The 22,301-nt window shown below is 47.3% G+C and carries 18 protein-coding genes; 14 read left to right on the forward strand and 4 right to left on the reverse strand.

The features are described 5' to 3' along the window. Window positions 1–131: 131 nt before the first annotated feature. The gene (locus tag CA267_RS11400; protein WP_075607368.1) at window positions 132–2,396 is read right to left on the reverse strand and encodes a TonB-dependent receptor; all 2,265 of its coding nucleotides are present in this window, start codon (window positions 2,394–2,396) and stop codon (window positions 132–134) included. Between the two features lie 288 nt (window positions 2,397–2,684). On the opposite strand from CA267_RS11400, the gene CA267_RS11405 reads away from it, so the two are divergent. From CA267_RS11405 to acnA, 4 genes are all read left to right on the forward strand, one after another. After that, complete coding sequence (locus CA267_RS11405) at window positions 2,685–3,710, forward strand: LacI family DNA-binding transcriptional regulator (RefSeq protein WP_075607367.1); 1,026 nt, start codon at window positions 2,685–2,687, stop codon at window positions 3,708–3,710. Window positions 3,711–3,784: 74 nt separating this feature from the next. Further along, window positions 3,785–5,023 (forward strand): MFS transporter, encoded by a 1,239-nt coding sequence (locus tag CA267_RS11410; protein ID WP_075607366.1) that lies wholly within the window; start codon window positions 3,785–3,787, stop codon window positions 5,021–5,023. A 9-nt stretch (window positions 5,024–5,032) separates the two neighbouring features. Further along, window positions 5,033–6,562 (forward strand): alpha,alpha-trehalase TreF, encoded by a 1,530-nt coding sequence (treF, locus tag CA267_RS11415; RefSeq protein WP_075607365.1) that lies wholly within the window; start codon window positions 5,033–5,035, stop codon window positions 6,560–6,562. 509 nt (window positions 6,563–7,071) lie between these two features. Beyond that, the gene (gene acnA, locus CA267_RS11420; protein WP_075607364.1) at window positions 7,072–9,789 is read left to right on the forward strand and encodes an aconitate hydratase AcnA; all 2,718 of its coding nucleotides are present in this window, start codon (window positions 7,072–7,074) and stop codon (window positions 9,787–9,789) included. A 249-nt stretch (window positions 9,790–10,038) separates the two neighbouring features. Here acnA and CA267_RS11425 read toward each other — a convergent pair whose 3' ends face one another. From CA267_RS11425 to CA267_RS11435, 3 genes are all read right to left on the reverse strand, one after another. Further along, the gene (locus tag CA267_RS11425; protein ID WP_075607363.1) at window positions 10,039–10,362 is read right to left on the reverse strand and encodes a DUF3392 family protein; all 324 of its coding nucleotides are present in this window, start codon (window positions 10,360–10,362) and stop codon (window positions 10,039–10,041) included. 224 nt (window positions 10,363–10,586) lie between these two features. Continuing rightward, window positions 10,587–11,468, reverse strand: a complete 882-nt coding sequence (locus CA267_RS11430; RefSeq protein ID WP_075607362.1) for a sugar phosphate isomerase/epimerase family protein — start codon at window positions 11,466–11,468, stop codon at window positions 10,587–10,589. A 68-nt stretch (window positions 11,469–11,536) separates the two neighbouring features. After that, window positions 11,537–12,547, reverse strand: a complete 1,011-nt coding sequence (locus tag CA267_RS11435) for a LacI family DNA-binding transcriptional regulator (protein ID WP_075607361.1) — start codon at window positions 12,545–12,547, stop codon at window positions 11,537–11,539. Between the two features lie 286 nt (window positions 12,548–12,833). Here CA267_RS11435 and CA267_RS11440 point away from each other — a divergent pair, with 286 nt between their 5' ends. The 10 genes from CA267_RS11440 to rpsR all read left to right on the forward strand — a co-directional run bounded on the left by CA267_RS11440 (window position 12,834) and on the right by rpsR (window position 22,277). Beyond that, complete coding sequence (locus tag CA267_RS11440; protein WP_170669101.1) at window positions 12,834–13,982, forward strand: Gfo/Idh/MocA family protein; 1,149 nt, start codon at window positions 12,834–12,836, stop codon at window positions 13,980–13,982. A 54-nt stretch (window positions 13,983–14,036) separates the two neighbouring features. Further along, complete coding sequence (locus CA267_RS11445; RefSeq protein ID WP_075607359.1) at window positions 14,037–15,095, forward strand: sugar phosphate isomerase/epimerase family protein; 1,059 nt, start codon at window positions 14,037–14,039, stop codon at window positions 15,093–15,095. Between the two features lie 51 nt (window positions 15,096–15,146). Then, a complete protein-coding gene (locus tag CA267_RS11450; protein WP_075607358.1) occupies window positions 15,147–16,367 on the forward strand; it encodes a nucleoside permease in 1,221 nt (406 codons plus the stop codon). Continuing rightward, window positions 16,360–17,247 carry a hydroxypyruvate isomerase family protein gene (locus CA267_RS11455; protein WP_075607357.1) on the forward strand — a complete coding sequence of 296 codons (888 nt, stop codon included), beginning with the start codon at window positions 16,360–16,362 and terminating at the stop codon, window positions 17,245–17,247. The genes CA267_RS11450 and CA267_RS11455 overlap by 8 nt, the downstream gene beginning before the upstream one ends. Before the next feature lie 52 nt (window positions 17,248–17,299). After that, the gene (locus CA267_RS11460; RefSeq protein ID WP_075607356.1) at window positions 17,300–18,982 is read left to right on the forward strand and encodes a GMC oxidoreductase; all 1,683 of its coding nucleotides are present in this window, start codon (window positions 17,300–17,302) and stop codon (window positions 18,980–18,982) included. 2 nt (window positions 18,983–18,984) lie between these two features. Beyond that, a complete protein-coding gene (locus tag CA267_RS11465) occupies window positions 18,985–19,602 on the forward strand; it encodes a gluconate 2-dehydrogenase subunit 3 family protein (protein WP_075607355.1) in 618 nt (205 codons plus the stop codon). A gap of 48 nt (window positions 19,603–19,650) precedes the next feature. Then, window positions 19,651–20,421 (forward strand): 3-keto-disaccharide hydrolase, encoded by a 771-nt coding sequence (locus CA267_RS11470; RefSeq protein WP_075609881.1) that lies wholly within the window; start codon window positions 19,651–19,653, stop codon window positions 20,419–20,421. 113 nt (window positions 20,422–20,534) lie between these two features. Next, window positions 20,535–21,428 (forward strand): DMT family transporter, encoded by an 894-nt coding sequence (locus CA267_RS11475; RefSeq protein ID WP_075607354.1) that lies wholly within the window; start codon window positions 20,535–20,537, stop codon window positions 21,426–21,428. A gap of 193 nt (window positions 21,429–21,621) precedes the next feature. After that, window positions 21,622–22,038 carry a 30S ribosomal protein S6 gene (gene rpsF / locus CA267_RS11480; protein WP_075607353.1) on the forward strand — a complete coding sequence of 139 codons (417 nt, stop codon included), beginning with the start codon at window positions 21,622–21,624 and terminating at the stop codon, window positions 22,036–22,038. Window positions 22,039–22,049: 11 nt separating this feature from the next. After that, window positions 22,050–22,277 carry a 30S ribosomal protein S18 gene (rpsR, locus tag CA267_RS11485; protein WP_073316739.1) on the forward strand — a complete coding sequence of 76 codons (228 nt, stop codon included), beginning with the start codon at window positions 22,050–22,052 and terminating at the stop codon, window positions 22,275–22,277. Window positions 22,278–22,301 lie beyond the last annotated feature (24 nt).

Below are 22,301 nucleotides of genomic sequence, written 5' to 3' on the forward strand. Positions count from 1 at the left end.
GCGATGAAACAAAACCAGAAATTCTATTTTGGAGGGAAAACTAGCGATATTCGGAGGGGGAGTCAATTGATCAGGTGATAAAAAGCCTGCAGAGCAGGCTTTTTATCCAGGGGCATTAAGATAACGATCGATTAGAACAACATGTAGGCCACGCTGAACTTAATGCTACGCGGCATAATATAACGGCCATTCGGAGACTCCGGATTTCTTGGATCACCTTCGGTTATGCCAAGTTCATCTGTGAGATTATCCACCGATAACTGTAGTTTAATACTTTCGGTGGGTTCCAGGGTTACGCCCAAATCAATTTTTTCGTATCCTTCCAGTACAACGGTATTTTCGTTATTACCCCAGCGATCATCCACTGCTGATACTGTGCCATAAACCGTGGCATACATACCATTGACATCGAAGGAATAGCTTGGGGTTACCCGTACTTGCCAGCCGGGCTGACGCTGTGCTTCATTACCTTCGTTAGTGGCACTGGCGGTAATCTCGGTTTCCTGAATGGTACCGTTAAGGTTCACTGAAAAACCGGAATCGTGGCTATAGTGTCCGTCTAATTCTATACCATAGGCTTCATTGGTGAGAATTTCTGCAGGCTCGCCTGGACGGCGGACAAACGTATCTCCCTTAACTTCGTTAGCGAACGCGGTGGCAAAGAATTGAATGCTGTCATTCATGTACTTATAGCCCAGCTCGCCTTGTGTTACCTCTTTAATTAATTCAGTGCCTGCGTTGAAAGCATCCCAGTTATCGCGGAAATCATCAAAATAGGGCATCTTATAGCCACGGTTTACGCGCGCGAACACACCGCTAAAGTCGTTAAGTGCGTAATTTACCCCGGCTGTCCAGGAGGTTTTATCCATGTCATCGCTTACTGCTTTATCAATAGTGCCATCCAAACCTTCATCTACGCTGTAATTGACTTCATGATTTTCACGACGCAAACCTAAATCCACGGTGAGATCATCAGTGGCATACCAGGAGGTAGTGGCATAAAAAGCAGTTGTCGAAGCATCACCTACGGAATCAATATCATAGTTCCCGCCACAGCCTTCAGGCGCTGTGTTACAGGCAATCCCCGCAAGCATTTCGCCGCCTGGCGCAAGCACATAATAGGCCTGATTATTAATGCTCCACCAGTCTTCGGCTTTAGTGGTTGCCGTATACACGCCGACAGATGCGTCGAAATTATCGAACTGCCTGGATACAGCGATATCATTAGTGAAAGCTTCAACATCCTTCAGCACCACCCAGCGACCAATTTGCTGGATATCGGTATCTGCATCATAAACGGCGTTTGTAACCGCTCCGGTTGCAGTTGTTCCGTTATCAGCAACGGCGCCAACAGTGGTAGCCGAACCTTCTGGAACAAAACCTAACGTATTTGCTTTGCCTTTGGTCAGGTTAAAACGATCAACTAATTGCCAGCCACCGCCTAAATCCAGTTTCAGGCTACCGCCACTCACACTGCCGTCCCAGCCACGACCATCACCAAAATCGAAGCTTTCGGTGGTGTCGTTGGGGCCATAAGTGATCGTCGCCTGACGATTTAACGGACCAATTTGCGTGTATTCAGCATCAATGCCATCAACATTTAATGGCGTTGGCAGGTACCAGGCACCGTGATCGTCAGTTTGGCGAGTGTAAAGGTTCAACTCGCCATTTTTAAATTCTTTAGTAATGTTAATGGTAAACTGATTGCCTTCTTCAGAGTTAAATCCAGCATCACGAATACCCGGAGAACTTTTGATATAGCCGCCAACCATATAGTACAAATCGTCAGCGAGCGCACCGCTTAACACCAGGTCTACTCTATTCAAGCCATAGTCAGAGGTGGTGTACTTAGCAACGGCTTCGGTGTTTTCTCCGCCACGTTTTAAGCGGAAGTTGGTTGTTAAACCCGGTTGCCCGTTACTCACAACCGGGTTAGGGCCGCCGCGCAATGCTTCAACGGTTTCAATGGTTTCATCAATCCGGAACATTTGCGAGTTTTCCAGGAACGAGAGCGTTGAAGCGGGATAAATAGGCGAACCTTCAAGACTAATGGTCAAAAATGGCGCATCACCGCCGCCGGGAAAGCCGCGCACAAATACGTTTGCGCCAGATTCACCACCCGAACTTTCAACCCACACACCCGGAATCGCCTTGAATAAATCGGCAGTCGATTTTGGCGCCAGTTTTTCAATGTCGCCGGCATCAATATTGGTTACGGCAAAGCTGGCATCTATCTTACGAATTCCGGCTCCGCCCGGCGTACCGCTCACAACAATGACTTCAGTATTATCTTTAGAGGGTTTGTTATTGGTATTTTCTTGTGCAAAGGCGGTTTGACTTCCCAATGCGAGGGCAATAGCGCCAGTTAGCAGGCTTTTTGAAAACAACGTATTCATGGTGTGTGCTCCTGAATAGTGAAGAATGAAGTTGTTAACCGAGAGGCAACTTTTGGTTAAATATTGTTAACTGTCGTTCGGTATGCGACAAAATAGATCGGGTTGCAATCGATTGCAACTAGAAAATGCAAACGATTGCAAAAAATCGATCTGTTTGTAAATTGGTTGTATGCTCCAATTAACATAGATGATGGCGAATGAAATTTCCTCTGAAAACTGGGATAATGCGTGTAGCCAGTTCACTGGTTTTCTTTTAAGTAAAAAGCCGAGACGAGAGTAGTAAAAATATTGAGAAAAGAATCTAAGCTGACGTTGGCAGGTTTGGCGGAGCTAGCGGGTGTGTCTACCTCCACCGCATCAAGAGCGTTAAAAGATAATCCGCTGATTAAAAAAGAAACCAGAGCCAGAATTCAGGCATTGGCAAAAGCGCACAATTATAGTGTTAATGCTGCTGCAAGCCGGCTTCGTACGCAGAAAACCAACGTCATCGCTGTCATTCTCAATTTGATCGAGCATACCGAGCAGAGCATCACCGACCCGTTTTTGTTAAAGGTGGTGGGGGAGTTAAATCAGGCGCTAAACGCCAAAGGCTACGAGTTGCTGCTTTCCAATTCCTTTATGGCCACCGATGACTGGGCAAATTATTTCATTAGTAGCCAGCGCGCGGATGGACTGATTGTAGTCGGGCAGGGCAAAAGCACCGACAAAATAGATGCCGCAGCAAGAAGTGGTGTACCGCTGGTAGTCTGGGGCGACCCCACAACCCAAAGTTCATACCCGATTGTTGGAGGCGACAATCGCTTCGGCGGATATGTCGCAACCCGCCATCTTATTGCAGGCGGTTGCAGTCGCATCGTATTTTTGGGCGACCCGGAGCACGCGGAAATGAGTGAGCGGCACGCCGGTTACAAGAAAGCGCACGCAGAAGCAGGACTTAGCTTCAATGCTGCACTGACGTTTCCTATCGATATCACCAGTACTGCCGCCTACAACTGCATTAACCATGTGGTGCGAGAAAAAGGGTTAATATTTGATGGCATCGTCGCAGTAAGTGATATGGTGGCGTTAGGCGCGTTAAAAGCGCTGAAAGAGCGCTACGTGGGTATTCCGGCAGATGTCAGTATTGTAGGGTACGATGATATTGCCCTGGCAGAGCTGATGCATCCTTCTCTTACCACTGTGAGGCAAAACACTAAATTGGCTGCGGAAAAAATGGTTGAACAGTTGATTTGCCAGTTTAACAGCGAAGAGACTTGCTCGCAGGTGGTCGAAATTGCGTTAATAGAACGCCGCTCTTCTCACCCTACTTCTTGATTTTGCAAACGATTGCATTTTTTCAAACAGCACGCTAGACTCCAGCCTGATTTAATTTAACAGGGTGTTTACACATGCCGCGCTTGCTTATTGTTGCTGCTATTGCTGCCAGCTATTTTGTCTTTGCTATTTTGCTCAACAGCGTCGGTACCGTCATTCTGCAGTCCATTAACACCTTTGATATCAGCAAGCCCGAAGCCAGTGTGTTGGAAGGATTTAAAGATCTTTCCATTGCCGGTGTGTCTTTTCTTATTGCTTCATTCATCCCTCGAATCGGCTATAAAATCGCTATGTTGATTGGTTTAGCGATGGTGGGAATTCTCTGCGCTCTAACACCGTCTATAGCCAGTTTTTGGGTCATCAAGTTGCTATTCGCCGGTGTAGGCACTGCTTTTGCGTTAGTGAAAGTATCAGTCTACGCCATTATCGGACAAGTCACAGACTCGACAAAAAGCCACTCTTCATTAATGAACACCATTGAAGGCATTTTTATGCTTGGCGTGCTGTCGGGTTATTGGATATTCAGTGCGTTCATTGATCCTCTGAATACCGCTTCAGCAAGTTGGTTGAACGTTTATTATTTTCTCGCCTTGCTGCTTCTCGCCGCGCTGCTCTTGGTGATGGCAGCTCCTATAACTACGCCCGCGAAAGAAGAGTTGCCAGGTCAGGCACTGGGCGATTTTGTTGCCATGATTAAATTGGCTTATCAACCACTGGTGCTAATTTTTGTCCTTTCCATATTCTTGTATGTGTTGATAGAGCAGGGCATTGGCTCCTGGCTACCCACCTTCAACCGTGAGGTTCTGGGGTTGCCGGTCAATATCAGTATTCAGATCACCAGCATTTTTGCTGTTTCTCTGGCTATCGGTCGCCTCGGTGCCGGCGCTATTTTAACTAAAGTTCACTGGTACCCGTTCTTAAATAGCTGTCTTGTGCTGATGGCGCTGATTATGTTGTTGAGTTTACCACTGGCGACAAGAGTTCCTGAAGGCACTGTTTTATCACTATTTGATGCACCTTTGGCAGCATTTCTGGTGCCGATGATAGGATTGATGATGGCGCCTATTTATCCGGTGATTAATTCGGTGATGTTAAGTTCGTTACCCCGTCCGCAACATGCACCGATGACAGGGTTAATTGTAGTATTTTCAGCTTTGGGTGGTACCACGGGCTCAATTATTACCGGTTATGTTTTTGAAGCACTGGGAGGGCAGACGGCTTTTTATTTTTCGTTGATTCCCATTGTGTTAATTCTGGTCACTCTCTTTTTCTTCAAACGGTCGTCGCATTCAATGACCCGCCCAGCGAATTAAAGGCTTATTATGTCTGAACCACAATCTGCATGGCAGGCGTCCCTGCCTTTCTACACGAGTAAACTGTTTCGGGATGTTCAATTAAGCGGCATATTCAAAGACAGCAAAACCTTTGCTGACGCCAGTCCCAAACTCAGTTGGCAATCGGCCATTAACGCTTATCTTAGTGAATCAGCGCAGGCTAATTTTTCGCTGGCGGAATTTATTCTCCGTTTTTTTACCATTCCTGAACCTATTAGTCTGACATCTGACGTGCGGTGTGAATCGGTAAGCGAATATATTGAAGTGATGTGGAGCACCCTGACCCGCCAGCCTGATGAAGACAATAACAGTAGCCTGATCCCGCTTGCTGAACCTTATATTGTACCTGGGGGGCGCTTTCGGGAAATTTATTACTGGGACACGTATTTTACCGCACTGGGTTTAAAAGAAAGCGGGCACGAAAAATTAATAACCTCAATGCTCAACAATTTTCTAACCGTTCAACAATCGGTAGGCTGCATTCCGAACGGAAATCGCGCCTATTATCATACCCGTAGTCAGCCGCCGGTGATGGGACTACTGGCTCAACTGGTGCTGGAGGACAATGCTACTGCCGACCTGAAAGCGCGCTGTCTGCACGGATTACATCAGGAATATCAATTCTGGATGGATGGTGCCGAGGCGCTGACGGATGTTCAGCCGGCTTTTCGTCGCGTGGTGAAAATGCCTGATGGCAGCGTGTTAAATCGTTATTATGACGACGTTGCTACGCCAAGACCGGAATCGTACCGCGAAGATATTGAAGCTGCGGCAATTCATCAGCAAGAATCGCAAGCCCTGTTTTTTCGGGATCTTAGAGCTGCATGTGAATCTGGTTGGGATTTCAGTTCACGCTGGTTTGAAGACCCGGCTGATTTAAACACCATTCAAACCACCCAGATTGTTCCGGTGGATGTAAACTCGCTGTTAGTAATGCTGGAGCGACAACTGGCGCGCCTTTATCAGGAATCTGGCGATGATAGTCAGGCTGCCAGGTTTAGCCAAAAAGCAGAACAACGTATTCACGCGCTACACCGTTATATGTGGTGTGAAAAAGACGGTTTGTTTAAAGATTACAACTGGCAAAAAGCGCACCAGACCTCAGTGAAATCGCTGGCAACGGTCTTACCTTTGTTTGCGGAAATTGCAGGTGAAGAGCAGGCGCAAACCATCGCCGGACATCTGGAGTCTTCATTTCTCAAAGCTGGCGGTTTGGTTACCACGCTGAACACAACCGGCCAACAGTGGGATTCGCCTAACGGATGGGCACCGCTACAATGGTTTGCAGTAGCGGGCTTACGCAATTACGGCTATCACATGTTGGCGCGCGAGGTGATGGAGCGATGGCTAAATTGCGTTGAACATTATTTCGCGGCGCATCATGTGATGCTGGAGAAATACAATGTGTGTAACATCGAAACGGCCGCCGGTGGTGGAGAATACGATGTGCAGCTCGGCTTTGGCTGGACCAACGGTGTGACGAGAATGTTCTATTCATTGCTAACAGGAAGCCGATGAAAAACAGGCATTGCGAGACAATGTATGCATATAGCGAATACCATTAGTCCACTGCGAATAACAAGAATGCTTTCTCATTCGAGCCGTAAAATCTTTCCTGATGGCTCTGCTGGCGCACTGCAGCTCCAGCAGTTTCGCAAACTTGTTTAAAGGCCATACCTGTTTCGCCCTGCACTACGAGAGTGAACACAATCAATTATTGATCGATTAGGTAGTATAAGTCCGCGCTGAATGATCACACATCAATGTAAATTAGTATACGACAGGCCGAATAACTGCTTCAGCCTGAAGGCAATGTTTCGACCTCGCCAAATACCGCTTCTTTTATTGCGCGGGTAACATTTCTCCTGGCTCTGGTATCAATGCCTCAAGATCAGTTTAACGATGGCGGCAGGTGAACTTTTTAGCCTGAGTCTTACGTATGAACCTATTAAAAGTAATGTTATTCAGCGTCAGGCCTTGCAGCTAAATCGGCGCGATTCAATGATTAAATTAAGGATGGTGAACGCGTGAAATATCAATCATTTACGAATCTAGATGTTGGCAGCAAACGGTATAAGGCTGTTGGCTTTGATAAGATCAGTGAACAATATGATTTAGAGCGCTTGCCTTTCTGTATCAAGATTTTGCTGGAAAATCTTCTTCGTCATGAAGGCGAAGAGTTTGTGCGTGGCGAAGATATTGAACAGGTGGCGAAGTGGAACACTAGTGAAAAAATACAACATGAAATTTCATTTGTCCCTGCGCGGGTTATTTTACAGGATTTCACGGGTGTTCCAGCCATTGTAGATTTGGCAGCAATGCGGAACGCTGTAAACAATTTGGGTGGAGATGCTCAGTCTATCAATCCGCTTAATCCTGTTGAATTAGTTATTGATCATTCTGTGATGGTGGATTATTTCGCTGAAGAAAATGCGTTAACTAAAAATACCGATATTGAAATAGAGCGTAATCGGGAAAGATACCAATTTCTGAAATGGGGGCAATCCTCTTTCGATAATTTTAAAGTGGTACCGCCAGGTCGGGGCATCGTCCATCAGGTAAATCTGGAATATCTGGCGCGTTGCGCATTTGTGAAAGAAGAAGGGGATGATCTTCTGGTATATCCCGATACGCTGGTAGGCACGGATTCTCATACTACGATGATCAATGGGCTCGGTGTTCTCGGCTGGGGCGTTGGCGGCATTGAGGCGGAAGCGGCGATGTTGGGGCAGCCAGTTACTATGCTGTTACCTGAAGTAGTAGGCTTTCGGTTGTCAGGTAAATTATCACCCGGAATTACCGCGACCGACATGGTTCTCACCATCACTGAACAGTTAAGAAATCATGGCGTGGTGGGTAAGTTCGTCGAATTTTACGGTCCCGGCATGAAGTATTTAACAACAGCTGATCGTGCCACGATAGCGAATATGGCGCCGGAATATGGTGCAACGTGCGGTATCTTTCCTCTGGACTCAGTGGCGCTGGATTATTTAACGTTAACCGGGCGCAGCGACGAGCAGATTGCCTTAGTTGAAGCATACGCGAAGAGCGCTGGGTTATGGCACGATGCTAACTCAAAGGACGCGGAATACCACGAGAGCCTCGATCTTGATTTATCTGACGTCGTGCCATCACTGGCAGGACCAAAACGGCCGCAGGATCGCATTGCCTTAGACAAGGCGGCGGCTGCATTTACTGCTTGGCATCAATTACAAGTCGATACAACTGACGCGAAAGGTGAGGCGCGTTTTGTTTCTGAAGGTGGAGACATGGCAGAGGTTGATGAAGAGCATAATTCTTTTGTCGACTTTAGAGGCAGCAAGTTTAATTTGCAGGACGGCGCTATTGTTATTGCTGCTATTACCAGTTGTACCAATACCTCGAATCCCTCTGTTCTGATTGGCGCAGGTTTGGTGGCAAAAAAGGCCGTCGAGCTTGGATTGGTATCGAAGCCATGGGTGAAAACCTCTTTAGCACCGGGTTCTCAGGTGGTCACGCAATATTTAGAAGACGCCGGTTTAATGGAACCGCTGGAGAAACTTGGGTTTAATTTAGTTGGGTATGGTTGCACAACTTGTATCGGTAACTCCGGACCACTGCCTGATGCCGTCAGCAAAGCTATTCGCGATGCCAACCTAACTGTAACGTCAGTGTTGTCGGGCAACCGCAACTTTGAAGGGCGTATTCATCCCGATGTCGCCGCCAATTATCTTGCCTCACCGCCGCTGGTGGTGGCATACGCATTAGCCGGTAATATGAAAGTAGATATTACTAAAGAGCCCTTAGCGAAGAATAAAGACGGCAAGCCTGTATATTTAAAAGATATATGGCCGACGAATGAGGAAATCCAATCCTTAATCAACCAGTTTGTATCGGGAGATTTGTTTAAACAGAAATACGCAGACATCTTCAAAGGCAATGACGTCTGGAGAAATCTTGAGGTTTCGACTGCGTCGGTTTACGACTGGCCAGAGTCCACTTACATTAAACAACCGCCGTTTTTTGAGAAAATGAAGAAGGAGCCTTCAGCCTTAACCGCTATCGAGAATGCACGGTGCCTGGTGAAAGTGGGAGATTCAATCACAACCGATCATATTTCTCCGGCGGGGGCAATTGCGCCCGATAGCCCGGCAGGACAATATCTGCAAGAGCATGGTATTGAACCCCCACATTTTAATTCCTATGGTTCTCGTCGGGGTAATCACGAAGTCATGATGCGAGGCACTTTTGCTAATGTACGATTAAAAAACCAGCTGGCGCCTGGCACCACAGGCAGTGCTACCACGCACTATCCGAGCGGTGACAGGATGTCAATTTTCCATGCGGCAATGCGTTATAAAAAAGATGGCGTATCGGCGGTGGTGATCGGAGGTAAGGAATACGGGACGGGTTCAAGCCGTGACTGGGCGGCTAAAGGGCCTTCGCTGCTGGGAGTAAAGGCAGTGATAGCAGAGAGCTACGAACGCATTCATCGTTCCAACCTGATTGGAATGGGGATATTACCGCTGCAATTCAAACCTGGCGAAAACGCTGACTCTTTGGGCATTCAGGGGGACGAGCGCTTCTCCGTTTCAGTCGTCGGACGAGGGCAAAAAGACGTACAGGTTACAGTAACTACTGACGACGGTGAAACCCGACACTTTATGGCCGATGTGCGTATCGATACCGCTAACGAATTCACTTACTTTGAACACGGCGGAATCTTGCACTATGTGATCCGTGACTACCTGCAAAAAGCCAGCTAGGCCGTAGCGGATTATTATGAGAAAGCCAGCCGGTGCTTTGCACCCGCTGGCTTCTTAGCTTTTGAGCTGCGCTAATTGTGTTCGAGCTAACCCTACTAAACCTTCACGAAATTGGCTTGTCAAGAGTGGGATAGTAAGGCTCGGGTACGCATGTCATAGCTGACTCGAACTAGGAAGCGCAACGATGCAGGCCTAAACAAAGTGCTGTTGAGGCGTGCACTGCTTATCCAGAATTCAGGCTAATTAGTATCAAATATACCGACGTCTTTCCGCGAGTATTCCCAGAATGATAAACGCCATGACAAACCCGATACCTTGAAGATACCACGGCAAGTATTTAATAATGTGAAGTACAAATGGCGCGCCGTACAAGGTGAGGGCACCATAGCCAAATGCACAGAGCAGCACAAATAAGGTAGTGCGGATGATAAAATGGCAAGGAGCCAACAGTAATTTGAAATGTTTGTTAATGATATCGCCGTATACCACCAAAATGGTCGCCATGAGCATTAAACTCATAGGGGTATAGTATTCGGATAACCAGCGGCTTAACTGACCGAGTAAATCTATCATTTATACTTCTCTCACAGCTAGTAACACCACCTGTACAACCCACTCAGCGCACTTTTTCTGAGCGGTTATCGATTGATACGGAGCGGTATTATCACCATAGAACATGGTAATTTATATTTAAATTCTGCGAGGCAATTTTAAAACGTTATGATTGAGGCGTCAGTAGGAAATGCGCATGTTTATCGCCAGCCACGTATGACTGGCGATAAGGTATACTCGGAAGATTACCCGGCAATCAATGCTGAAGTGGCTTTATAACCCTGCTTAAGCGTTTCCAGTTTGTCGTTGGTGACATCCCGCTCGACAAAACGGTGTTCAACGCCCGCCTGCTTTGACTGAGCAAAAATAGGCGCAAAATCAATTGTACCTGTTCCTACATCGGCGAAATTTCCAGCTTTGTCCATATCTTTTACATGCCAAAGTTTAAAGCGGCCGGGGTACTGTTTGAAATAGGCTAAAGGATCTTGTTTAGCTTTAACAACCCAGAAAATATCCATCTCCATTGCCATTAAATCGGCCTGGACGTCATTTAATAAAACGTCATAGGGAAGCTGCCCGTCAGTCTTTTTGAATTCAAAATCGTGGTTATGATAGGCCAGTGTCAAACCTTGCTTCTTACACGCTTCGCCCCATTTGTTGCAGTCTTGCGCCAGCTTCTTGTAAACATCAATGGAATTGCCGCGTTGCTCTTCTGTTAAATAAGGAATGACGACATACTTGTGGCCTACCTCAAGAGCAGTATCAATGACTTTGTTCACACCATCTTGACGGAAGGTGTCCAGAGGAATATGAGCTGAAGGTGCGCTCATCCCTTCGCCTTCCACCAGCTTACGGATCTCTTTGGGGGAATGGTTAAAATAACCGGCAAATTCCAGCTCTTTATAACCTACAGCAGAAACCAGCTTAAGGGTGGCAGGCACGCTTACACCCATCATATCCCGCAGCGTGTATAGCTGGAGACCAACTTTTGCAGATGATTGCGCCGCAAATGCAATGGATGAAGGTAAAGCTAACAGGCTAAGCCCCGCAGCGCCCACTTTTATAAATTGTCTTCGGTTGCATCCTGCAGTTGCCTTAGCGGATGTTTTGTTGAAACTGCCAGTCATTGTTTTTCTCCGTTCGTTAGTTTCGCTCGCTGTCATACCCTGTAAGCCAGCATGCTGTTGCTACACCTTCAGATAGCCCTTGGCGCAGGGCCAGTGCTGGCTCGCGCTATTAGCTCATAAGGCATAATCACTTTGGGTGCTCGTTTTATTTTGCCATCAAGCACATCAATTAATAAGTTAACCGCGGTATGACCAAATTCCTCTGCCGGCTGGGCAATAGTTGTCAACGGCGGATCGCTAAACGCTGAAAAGGCTATGTCATCGAAACCGGCCACTGAGATATCGTCAGGTATTTTTAAACCGGCTTGCTTAAATCCTTGCATGGCGCCTATAGCAGTTTCATCATTTTCGCAGAAAACGGCAGTGGGCCGCGTATTATGTGCCAGTATATGCTTAGCTGCTTCATGACCAGACTGCAACGTAAAGTCGCCCGCAAACAGTAGAGCATCATCAAAAGCAATGCCTGCCTCAGCCAGTGCATCACGATAACCTGCAAGCCTTTCCTGGGTAAGGGGGCTCGATTTCGGACCTTTAATTAAGGCGATGCATTTATGGCCCAGACTAATGAGATGTCGCGTCATAGCCCGGGCAGCAGTGCGATTATCCAGCGTGACCACGGGGCACAAGCTGGTATCAAGCACTTCGCAGGCATTTACCATCGGCAGCAGCTCACGATCTTTGAGCATTGAACTATCGAAAGGGTTGTGAGCGCGCAGCTGTATGAGACCATCGGCCTGCGAGGTTTGCACCATTTTGGCATAGCCAGCTTCAATTTCTTCATTTCCCAGGGTGTTGCCCAGCAAAAGGGAGTATCCGCGCTCGGCAGCAGCTTCCTGCATGCCGCTAATCACTCTGGCGAAAAAAACATTGGCGACCGTAGGCACCAATACAACGAGGTTTTGAGTTTTGCCAGAGCGAAACTTTACGGCCATCAAGTTAGGTTTATAGCCCACTTCACTAATTGCAGACATCACGCGGCTACGCGTTTTTGGTGACACCCGTTCGGGCTGCTGCAGTGTTCGTGAAACTGTTGCAACTGATACACCCGCTAAACCCGCTACTTCCCTGATATTAGGCACCCGCTGCCTCAAACAAAAAACTCTTCATTATTAATTTCATGTAACCGATAACATTGTATTACGAAAGAATTACCTATTTAATTAGAAAAATCCAGTGGTAAAATAGAAAATTACACAAATAAACAACAATGTATTTCAGGTTTTATTACATTTACGATAGTTTACCTGCATTAGAGACGAAACTAATTGACACAGTTAAATGTAATCCGTTACATTTTTACAGAACTTACATATTTATAACATTGCGGATTATATTGCCAGCAGGCGGGAGAATAGAATGGCAAGAATGGAAAAAATACGCATCGGCATGGTAGGTGGCGGTGAAGGCGCATTTATCGGCGCTGTTCATCGGCACGCAGCGGCGTTAGATGGCCAATACGAGCTGGTTTGTGGCGCCTTTAGCCGAGACGCTGGAAATAACCAACGTACTGGTGACAGCTTGTCGTTGGATGCTGCGCGTGTGTATGCATCATGGGAAACGCTTCTGGAAAAGGAATTGAAGTTACCTGAACAAGAGCGCATGGAAGTGCTGGTTATTGTCACCCCTAACCATCTTCATGTTCCTATCTCCATTGCTGCAATGGAAGCTGGTTTTCACGTTTTCTGCGAAAAACCGGCAGCGCTGAATCTGGCCGAAGCAAAAAGCCTGAAATCTCACCTGGATAACAATAATGTGCTGTATGGTCTGGCGCATACTTACATCGGCTATCCGATGGTTTGGCAGGCTCGGCAGATGGTGTTGAATGGCCAGTTGGGCAACGTTCGAAAAGTTTACGTGGAATATCCTCAGGGCTGGCTGACTGCTAGCGAAGAAACCTCAAATAAGCAGGCCTCCTGGCGCACCGATCCCTCGCAATCAGGCGGTAGTGGCTGTATGGGTGATATTGGCACCCACGCGTTTGGTCTGCTGGAATTTATTCTTTCACAAAAAGTCACGCACTTATGCGCGGATCTCAATACTGTGGTGGAAGGTCGCAGGCTTGATGATGACGGTGCTGCTCTGATACGCACAGAGAAAGGGGCGAGTGGCGTACTGATAGCCAGCCAGGTTTGCGCGGGCGAAGAAAACGCGTTGAAAATCCGGGTTTATGGAGACAAAGGCGGGCTTGAGTGGCAACAGATGGAGCCAAACTCTGTCATTTATCGCCCGCTTGGCGAGCCTTATCGGGTTTATCGTGCAGGGGGCGGTCAGCCAGGACTTTATGATGAAGCTGCAGCACGTTGCCGAACGCCAGGCGGTCATCCTGAAGGTTATCTGGAAGCCATGGCTAATCTTTACACTGCTTTTGCTAAGGCAGTGCGTGCAAAACAGACAGGAACGGCAGAAGGTGTGCCGGGCTTAACCTCAGGTATACGGGGTATGGCGTTTATTGATGCAATGCTGAGTAGCAGCAAAAGTGAAACGAAATGGCAAGCTATTCCGGACACTGAGTGATTCAGGAACAATTAATAAGCCATCTTTTTCACCACAGATTTTAGGAGAAACAACATGACAGCAATAAAGGGCCCAGCTATTTTTCTCGCGCAGTTTGCTGGCGATTCTGCCCCATTCAATAGCCTTGAAGGTATGGCAAAATGGGCAAGTTCTCTGGGCTACAAAGGGCTTCAGGTTCCTACCAACGATCCCGCAATTTTTGATTTGGAAAAAGCGGCGCAAAGCCAGCAGTATTGTGATGACATCAAGGCCATGTGTGCAGAAGCTGGTGTACAGATCACCGAGCTTTCAACTCACCTGCAGGGTCAGCTTGTGGCGGTGCATCCTGCCTACGATGAACTGTTCGATAACTTCGCACCTGCGCATTTGCACGGTGATGCAAAAGCTCGTACAGAATGGGCTGTTAACCAACTGAAGCTAGCAGCAAAGGCGAGCCAGCGCCTGGGTTTAACCGCTCATGCTACGTTTTCAGGCGCGTTGATGTGGCATTTGGTTTATCCATGGCCGCAGCGTCCGGCTGGGCTGGTAGAGCAGGGTTTCGCTGAATTAGCCAAGCGTTGGAAGCCGATACTGGATGTGTTCGATGAGGCTGGCGTTGATCTTTGCTACGAAATTCATGCTGGCGAAGATTTACATGACGGCGCCTCTTTCGAGCGTTTTCTAGCCGCGGTGGATAATCATCCGCGCGCTAATCTGTTGTTTGACCCAAGTCATTTCGTTTTACAGCAAATGGATTATCTGGATTTTATTGACAGATATCACGACCGTATCAAGATGTTTCACGTTAAAGACGCAGAATTTAATGCGAACGGCCGTTCCGGCGTCTATGGCGGTTACATGGACTGGATCGATCGGCCAGGGCGTTTTCGCTCATTAGGCGATGGCCAGGTCGATTTTAAAAGCATATTCAGTAAGCTAACCCAGTATGGGTTTAATGGCTGGGCGGTACTGGAGTGGGAATGTTGTATAAAAGATTCAGCACAAGGCGCCGCTGAAGGCGCGCCCTTTATCGCCGAGCATATCATCCAACGAGCTACAACAACGTTCGATGATTTTGCTGGAGCCAATAGCAGTGAAACACGCAATCGCCGAATTCTGGGATTGGATAAGTAGGTAGGTGCGGCGGCAATGCCAAGAGATTGCCGCCAAGCAAGGAGGATAACAATGAATACAATAACTCTGCGCCTAAGCGTAATGATGTTTCTCCAGTTTTTTATTTGGGGAGGCTGGTTTGTTACTTTGGGTACGTACCTTGGAAGCAATCTATCAGCTACTGGCGGTCAGATTGGTATGGCATTTTCTACCCAATCCTGGGGGGCAATTATCGCGCCTTTCATTGTCGGTTTAATTGCGGACAGATTTTTTAACGCAGAACGTATTTTAGGTGTATTGCACCTGATAGGTGCTGTGCTTATGTACTGCATGTACCAGGCGACTGATTTTGATGCATTTTATCCTTATGTTTTAGGTTATATGATTGTCTTTATGCCGACACTGGCGCTGGTTAATTCGGTGTCGTTCGAGCAGTTGACTAACCCGTCCAAGCAGTTCGGGAAAATCAGAGTGTGGGGTACCATCGGTTGGATTGTCGCGGGGTTGATGATCAGCTATGTGTTCTCTTGGGATGCACAACAAGCCATCCAGGAAGGAATGTTGCGTAACACCTTTATGCTTTGTGCCATTGCTTCGCTTGCTCTGGGAATCTTCAGCTTTACGTTACCTAAAACGCCTCCTAAAGGTGCGGGCGCAGGCACCGGATTACGGGAAGTTCTGGGAATAGACGCACTGGCACTGCTAAAAAGCCGTAACTTTCTGATCTTCTTTCTTTCCTCGGTACTCATTTGTATTCCTCTGGCATTTTATTACCAGAACGCTAACCCGTTTTTAACCGAAATTGGTGTGGAAAACGCAACGGGTAAAATGACGCTGGGACAGGTGTCAGAAGTTTTATTTATGCTGGCGCTTCCGGTATTTTTAAATCGATTCGGCATTAAGAAAACGCTGTTGCTGGGGATGCTGGCGTGGGTGTTGCGATATGTCTTTTTTGCCTACGGTAATGCTGACAGCGGCATAGTATTGCTTCTTATCGGCATTGCATTACATGGCGTGTGCTACGATTTCTTCTTCGTTTCCGGGCAAATTTATACCGATGCCAAAGCCGGAGCAAAAATAAAGAGCGCCGCGCAGGGGCTCATTACCCTGGCAACCTATGGTGTAGGTATGTTGATTGGTTTCTGGGTAGCAGGTCAGATTACTGAAGCGTACTCTACCGAGAGTGGTCATATCTGGACTAATGTATGGTTATTCCCTGCCGCTTTCGCTTTAGTGGTGCTGGTTATATTCGCGCTGCTATTTAAAGATGAGAAGGTATCAACCGATGGTTAATTCTCGTAGGAACCTCTTAAAAGGTTTAGCATACTCTGGGGTGGGGCTGGCGGCTTTTGGTGGCACCGCACTGGCACAAGCTGACGCGAGTAAAGGCCCGTTGAAAATAAAAGGGAACATAAATCATTCAGTGGCCCGCTGGACCTTCGGTGATTTATCTATCGAAGCGTTGTGTAAGTTGGTCAAGCGCATTGGTTTTTCTGCTATTGACCTTGTCGGGCCTGAAGATTGGCCCGTGCTGAAACGTTACAATATCGACTCGTCAATGTGTAACGGCGCTGAGTTGAATCTGGAAGATGGATGGTGTGACAAGCGCTTTCATCAAAAGCTTACCGAGCGGTATCTTAAACATATTGATTTGGTAGCTGATGCCGGGTATCGCAACCTTATTTGCTTTAGTGGAAGCAAGAGAGGCATGTCGCGGGAAGAAGGGCTTGAAAATGCGGTTGAAGGCTTGGGCCAAGTAATTCCCCATGCGGAAAAACGAGGCGTAATTTTACAGATGGAATTGCTTAACAGTCGGGTAGATCATCCTGATTACATGGCCGACATTTCTTCCTGGGGCGTTGAGTTGTGCAAGCGATTAAAGACAGACAACTTTAAGTTGTTGTACGACATCTATCATATGCAAATTGACGAAGGTGATATCATTCGCACTATTCGCGAAAACCATCAATATTTCGGCCACTATCACACTGGCGGTGTGCCGGGGCGTCATGAAATTGATAATTCACAAGAACTGTATTATCCCGCGATTGCCAAAGCTATCAGGGATACCGGATTTACGGGGTATCTGGCCCAGGAATTCATTCCGACACCAGAAAACAAAACAGGCAGAGCGCAATCGCTTCGTAATGCGATCGCCATCTGTGATGTCTGACCATAAAAGAATAGAAAACGCTTTGCCTAAGAAGTGTTGAAGGGGACTAAACATGGCAAATAATACTTACGACGCGATTGTTATCGGCTCTGGCATTAGCGGCGGCTGGGCTGCCAAAGAGCTAACTGAAAAGGGCCTTAAGGTACTGATGCTGGAACGTGGTCGAGATATCGAGCACGTGAAAGATTACGTCAATGCGCACAAAGAAGCCTGGGACTATCCACACCGCGATTTAGCCACGCAAGAAATGAAAGAGGATTATCCGGTGCTGTCGCGGGATTATCCATTAAACGAATCAACGTTTGGAATGTGGGCTAATGAAAAAGAGTCGCCGTACGTTGAAGAAAAACCGTTTAACTGGTTCCGTGGCTATCATGTCGGAGGACGTTCATTACTGTGGGGGCGCCAGAGCTACCGCCTGAATCCAGAAGATTTCATGGCGAACGAGAAAGAAGGCATTGCTGTAGACTGGCCTGTGCGTTACGAGGACGTTGCGCCTTGGTACGATTATGTTGAAAAGTTCGCTGGCATTTCTGGTTCACGCGACGGACTTGACGTGTTACCTGATGGTCACTTTATGCCACCGATACCATTGAACGTGGTAGAAAAGGATGTTTCGGCGCGAATTAAAAAAGCATTTAAAGGAAGCCGCCATTTAATTCATTCTCGCGCGGCTAATATTACTCAGCCAATGAATGACATTCGCGTTGGGTGTCAGTTTAGAAACAAGTGTTGGCTTGGCTGCCCGTTTGGCGGATATTTTAGTACCCAGTCTTCTACGTTACCAGCTGCAGTGAAGACCGGAAATCTGACTGTGCGGCCGTTTTCGATTGTGACACAGGTGCTCTACGATAAAGACAAAAAGCGTGCTACAGGCGTAGAAATCATCGATGCCGAAACCAATCAGACCTACGAATTTAAGAGCAAAATTGTGTTTGTAAATGCGTCTGCACTGAATTCTGCGTGGGTATTGATGAACTCTGCCACTGATGTCTGGGATGGCGGTTTAGGTAGCAGTAGTGGCGAGCTTGGCCATAACGTTATGGACCACCATTTCCGCGTGGGTGCATCTGCAATTGTCGAAGGATTCGACGACAAGTATTATTCTGGACGTCGTCCTGCCGGTTTTTATATTCCGCGTTTCCGTAACTGGGGCGGCGATAACCGCGATTATGTTCGGGGCTTTGGTTATCAAGGCTCAGCCAGTCGTGAAGGTTGGCGTCGTAACATCGCCGAGCTGGGACTGGGGGCGGATTTAAAAGATGCCATGTCTGAGCCTGGCACCTGGCAAATTGGAATGACTGCTTTCGGTGAAATGCTACCGGATCACAGAAACCGGATTTCGCTGAACCATAAAGTCAAAGACAAATGGGGTCTGCCTGTTCTTGCTATGGATGTAACAATCCGTGAAAACGAAATGCGCATGCGTAAAGACATGAAGCAGGATGCCATTGATATGTTCGAAGCTGCAGGTCTGAAAAATGTTCAGGGTTATGACGGCGAGTATAGACCTGGTATGGGTATTCACGAAATGGGAACGGCACGTATGGGTCGAGATCCGAAAACCTCTGTGCTAAATAAGCACAATCAGGTATGGGATGCTCCCAATGTATTTGTGACTGACGGGGCATTTATGACATCAGCATCTTGTGTAAATCCGTCTCTGACTTACATGGCGATGACTGCGCGCGCTGCAGATTTCGCGGTGAAAGAACTGAAAAAAGGAAACATTTAACCATGAATCGTCGTGAACTGTTAAAGCTCATCACCGCCGCCACAGGCGTGGCGTTTGTCAGCAGCAACGCGTTAGCCTATGACATTTTGCCGAAAATGGAACTTTCAGACACTGGTTTCAATAAGGACGATGTCGCGTTTTTTAACGAGATTGGTGAAACCATTATTCCCAAGACGGATACTCCGGGAGCAAAAGACGCGCAAGTGGGTAGCATGATGGCGGTACTGGTGGCTGATTGCTACACCAAAGACCAGCAAGAAGTGTTTCGTAAAGGAATGAAGTCGCTGAAAGCAAAGTCACAGGATAAATACGGAAAGGATTTTCTGTTGCTGTCCAAAGAGCAGCGCCTGGAGCTACTAACTGCGCTGGATAAAGAAGCTCGCGAATACAATATTGAACGTGAACTGTACGGCGTTGGCACTGGATTACCCAGCAGCCGCGGTCCTGAATCTAAAGATCCGGTACCGCACTACTTTTCGCTGATGAAACAACTCGTACTGTTTAGCTTCTTTACTTCTTCAGTTGGCGCCACAAAAGTGATGCGTTATGAGGCCGTGCCCGGACGCTACAACGGTGATATGGAATATAAAAAAGGTGATAAAGCCTGGGCAACGTCCTAATCGTTGCCATTGCACTCACGGACTAATTAATGAGGAACTGTCGTGATTATGAAATTAAACAGGCCTTTCACAGCATTGATGCTGGGTTTGGCAGCATCAACAATGACCTGCTCTGCCATGGCAGACGATAAACTTACCCCCGAACAACAGGCGGCCAAAACTGAAGTGTGGGAGCCAGTGCCAGCAATGGTGAAGGCACCAGAAGGGCAGGCGCCTTCGGATGCCGTGATATTATTTGATGGTAAAGATCTTTCCGCCTGGGAAGCCCTTGAAGGCGGAAAGGCTCAATGGAAAGTGAATGGCGATTCCTTTACGGTAGAGCCAGGCACAGGTGATATTAAATCCAAGCAGTCTTTTTGCGACATTCAGTTGCATGTGGAATGGAAAACGCCGACGGATGTTGAAGGACTGGAAAGTCAGCAGCGCAACAACAGCGGCATCTTTTTGCAGCAACGCTATGAAATTCAGGTATTGGATTCCTACAATAATAAAACCTATCCCAATGGTCAGGCTGGCAGCGTCTACAAGCAAACGATACCGCTGGTAAACGCTTCTCATCCGCCGGGGGAATGGCAGACTTACGACATTATTTATAATGCGCCTCGGTTTGAAGGTAAGAAATTGCAGACCCCCGGCTATGTCACCGTACTGCACAATGGTGTGTTAGTGCAAAATCATACTGAAATTCAGGGTAAAACAGAATGGATTGGCAAACCTTCTTATGAAGCTCACGGCTGTGCACCACTGCAATTGCAGGATCATGGCAATAAAGTCAGTTTCCGCAATATTTGGGTTCGGGAAATTAAACCATTAGACTAGCTTTCTCCCGTTAGTGTTTTTAAGGGCCTGTTCAGGCCCTTTTTTATGTTTTGTGGAAAGCATCAATTCTGATAGGCTGGCGGCCTTTTCACCTTTACTGTGAATTTTCGTGTATGACAGGAGAAATTGCTGCTCTCACTGTGGCGTTATGCTGGGCAATAGCAGCCAGAATGTTCCGCGAACTGGGCCGTACCTTTTCGCCACTGGCGTTAAACTTATGGAAGGGCATGGTGGCAATAGCCTTCCTAATGGCAATAACTCAATGGTTTTTGCCAGCCGTTTCTCTTCCCAACGAGGCCATCTACTGGTTACTTTTTAGTGGCGTTATTGGCATCGGCATTGGTGATACCTGCTTCTTTCAGGCATTAAATAAAATAGGCGATACACAGTCGGTGTTGGTTACCGAAACCCTTGCGCCTATCTTTACTGCCTTACTGGCCATGGCGTGGATAGGAGAATGGCTTTCCTGGCAACAGTGGATTGGCATTGCTGTGGTGCTATTTTCGGTAGATATGGTGGTGAAAGTGCGCCGCCGTACCGAACTGCATCTGTTTGCCATATCCGGTTATCTTTATGCGGCAGCGGCGGCTATTTGTCAGGCTGTTGGCGCTGTAATTAGCCGCGATATCCTTACCCGTTATTCCATTGATGCTTTTAATGCCAGCCAAATCCGGCTGTTAGGTGGCCTGGGCATCATCGTGCTGCTGATGCTGGTGTTGCGCCAGAAATGGGTACCGACGTCGGACAAGCCGCTGAAGTTATGGCGTCTGTTCGCGTTAGCCACATTACTGGGAACCGCAGCAGCATTGTATTTACAGATGGTAGCTTTTGCCAACGCAAAAGCCGGGGTGGTGCAAACACTTATCGCCACCAGTGCCGTAATGTCACTGCTAGTGGCCTGGGTATTGCGAGAAAAACTTAATGTTAAAACTGTTATCTGGTCGCTATTCGCATTGGTTGGAGTTGGAATACTGATGGCTGCAGGTGAATTTTCACCCGCTGTCTGAGATGTAGCTGATTATACTAATCCTCACTGATGTGATCAGCTGAGCGAGCACGCATCAATGCGGATTAGTATTTTGCTTGTGCAATTGGGCATCCCCCTATATAATGCGCGCCCTTACAGCCAACCTAACTTTAGTTCCTTGTCTCTATACAGTCTGGCTGTACTGTCGAGGCTACAACCGTAAGGAGCGTTTAATGCGTCATTACGAAATCGTTTTTATGGTTCACCCTGATCAGAGTGAACAAGTACCAGGTATGATCGAGCGTTATACCACAATTTTGAAGCAAGACGGTGGTCAAATTCATCGTTTAGAAGACTGGGGTCGTCGTCAACTGGCTTACCCAATTGAAAAGCTTCACAAAGCCCATTACGTTCTTATCAACACTGAAGCGACTGCTGAAGCTGTTGAAGAGCTGGAAACTGCTTTCCGCTTTAACGATGTTATCCTGCGTAATCTGGTTATGCGTACGAAAGGCGCTGTTACCGAAGCTTCTCCTATGACTAAAGAAGAGCGTCGTGAACGTCGTGAAGATTCTGCACCTCGCACCGAGCGTAGCGATCGTACAGAACGTACCGAAAGAAATTCTGAAACCACTGAAGATAACGCGTAAGGAGAACCATCATGGCTCGTTTTTTCAGACGTCGTAAGTTCTGCCGTTTTTCTGCAGAAGGTGTGACTGAAATTGATTATAAAGATATCGCTACGTTAAAAAACTATATAACTGAAAGCGGTAAAATTGTCCCTAGCCGTATTACTGGTACCAGTGCTAAATATCAGCGTCAGCTGTCTAGTGCTATTAAGCGTGCACGTTTTCTTGCATTGCTTCCGTACACTGATTCACACAAGTAACTGGCCAGAGAGAAGGGGTAGCTT

It is taken from the genome of Alteromonas pelagimontana, assembly GCF_002499975.2.
Taxonomy (GTDB): domain Bacteria; phylum Pseudomonadota; class Gammaproteobacteria; order Enterobacterales; family Alteromonadaceae; genus Alteromonas; species Alteromonas pelagimontana.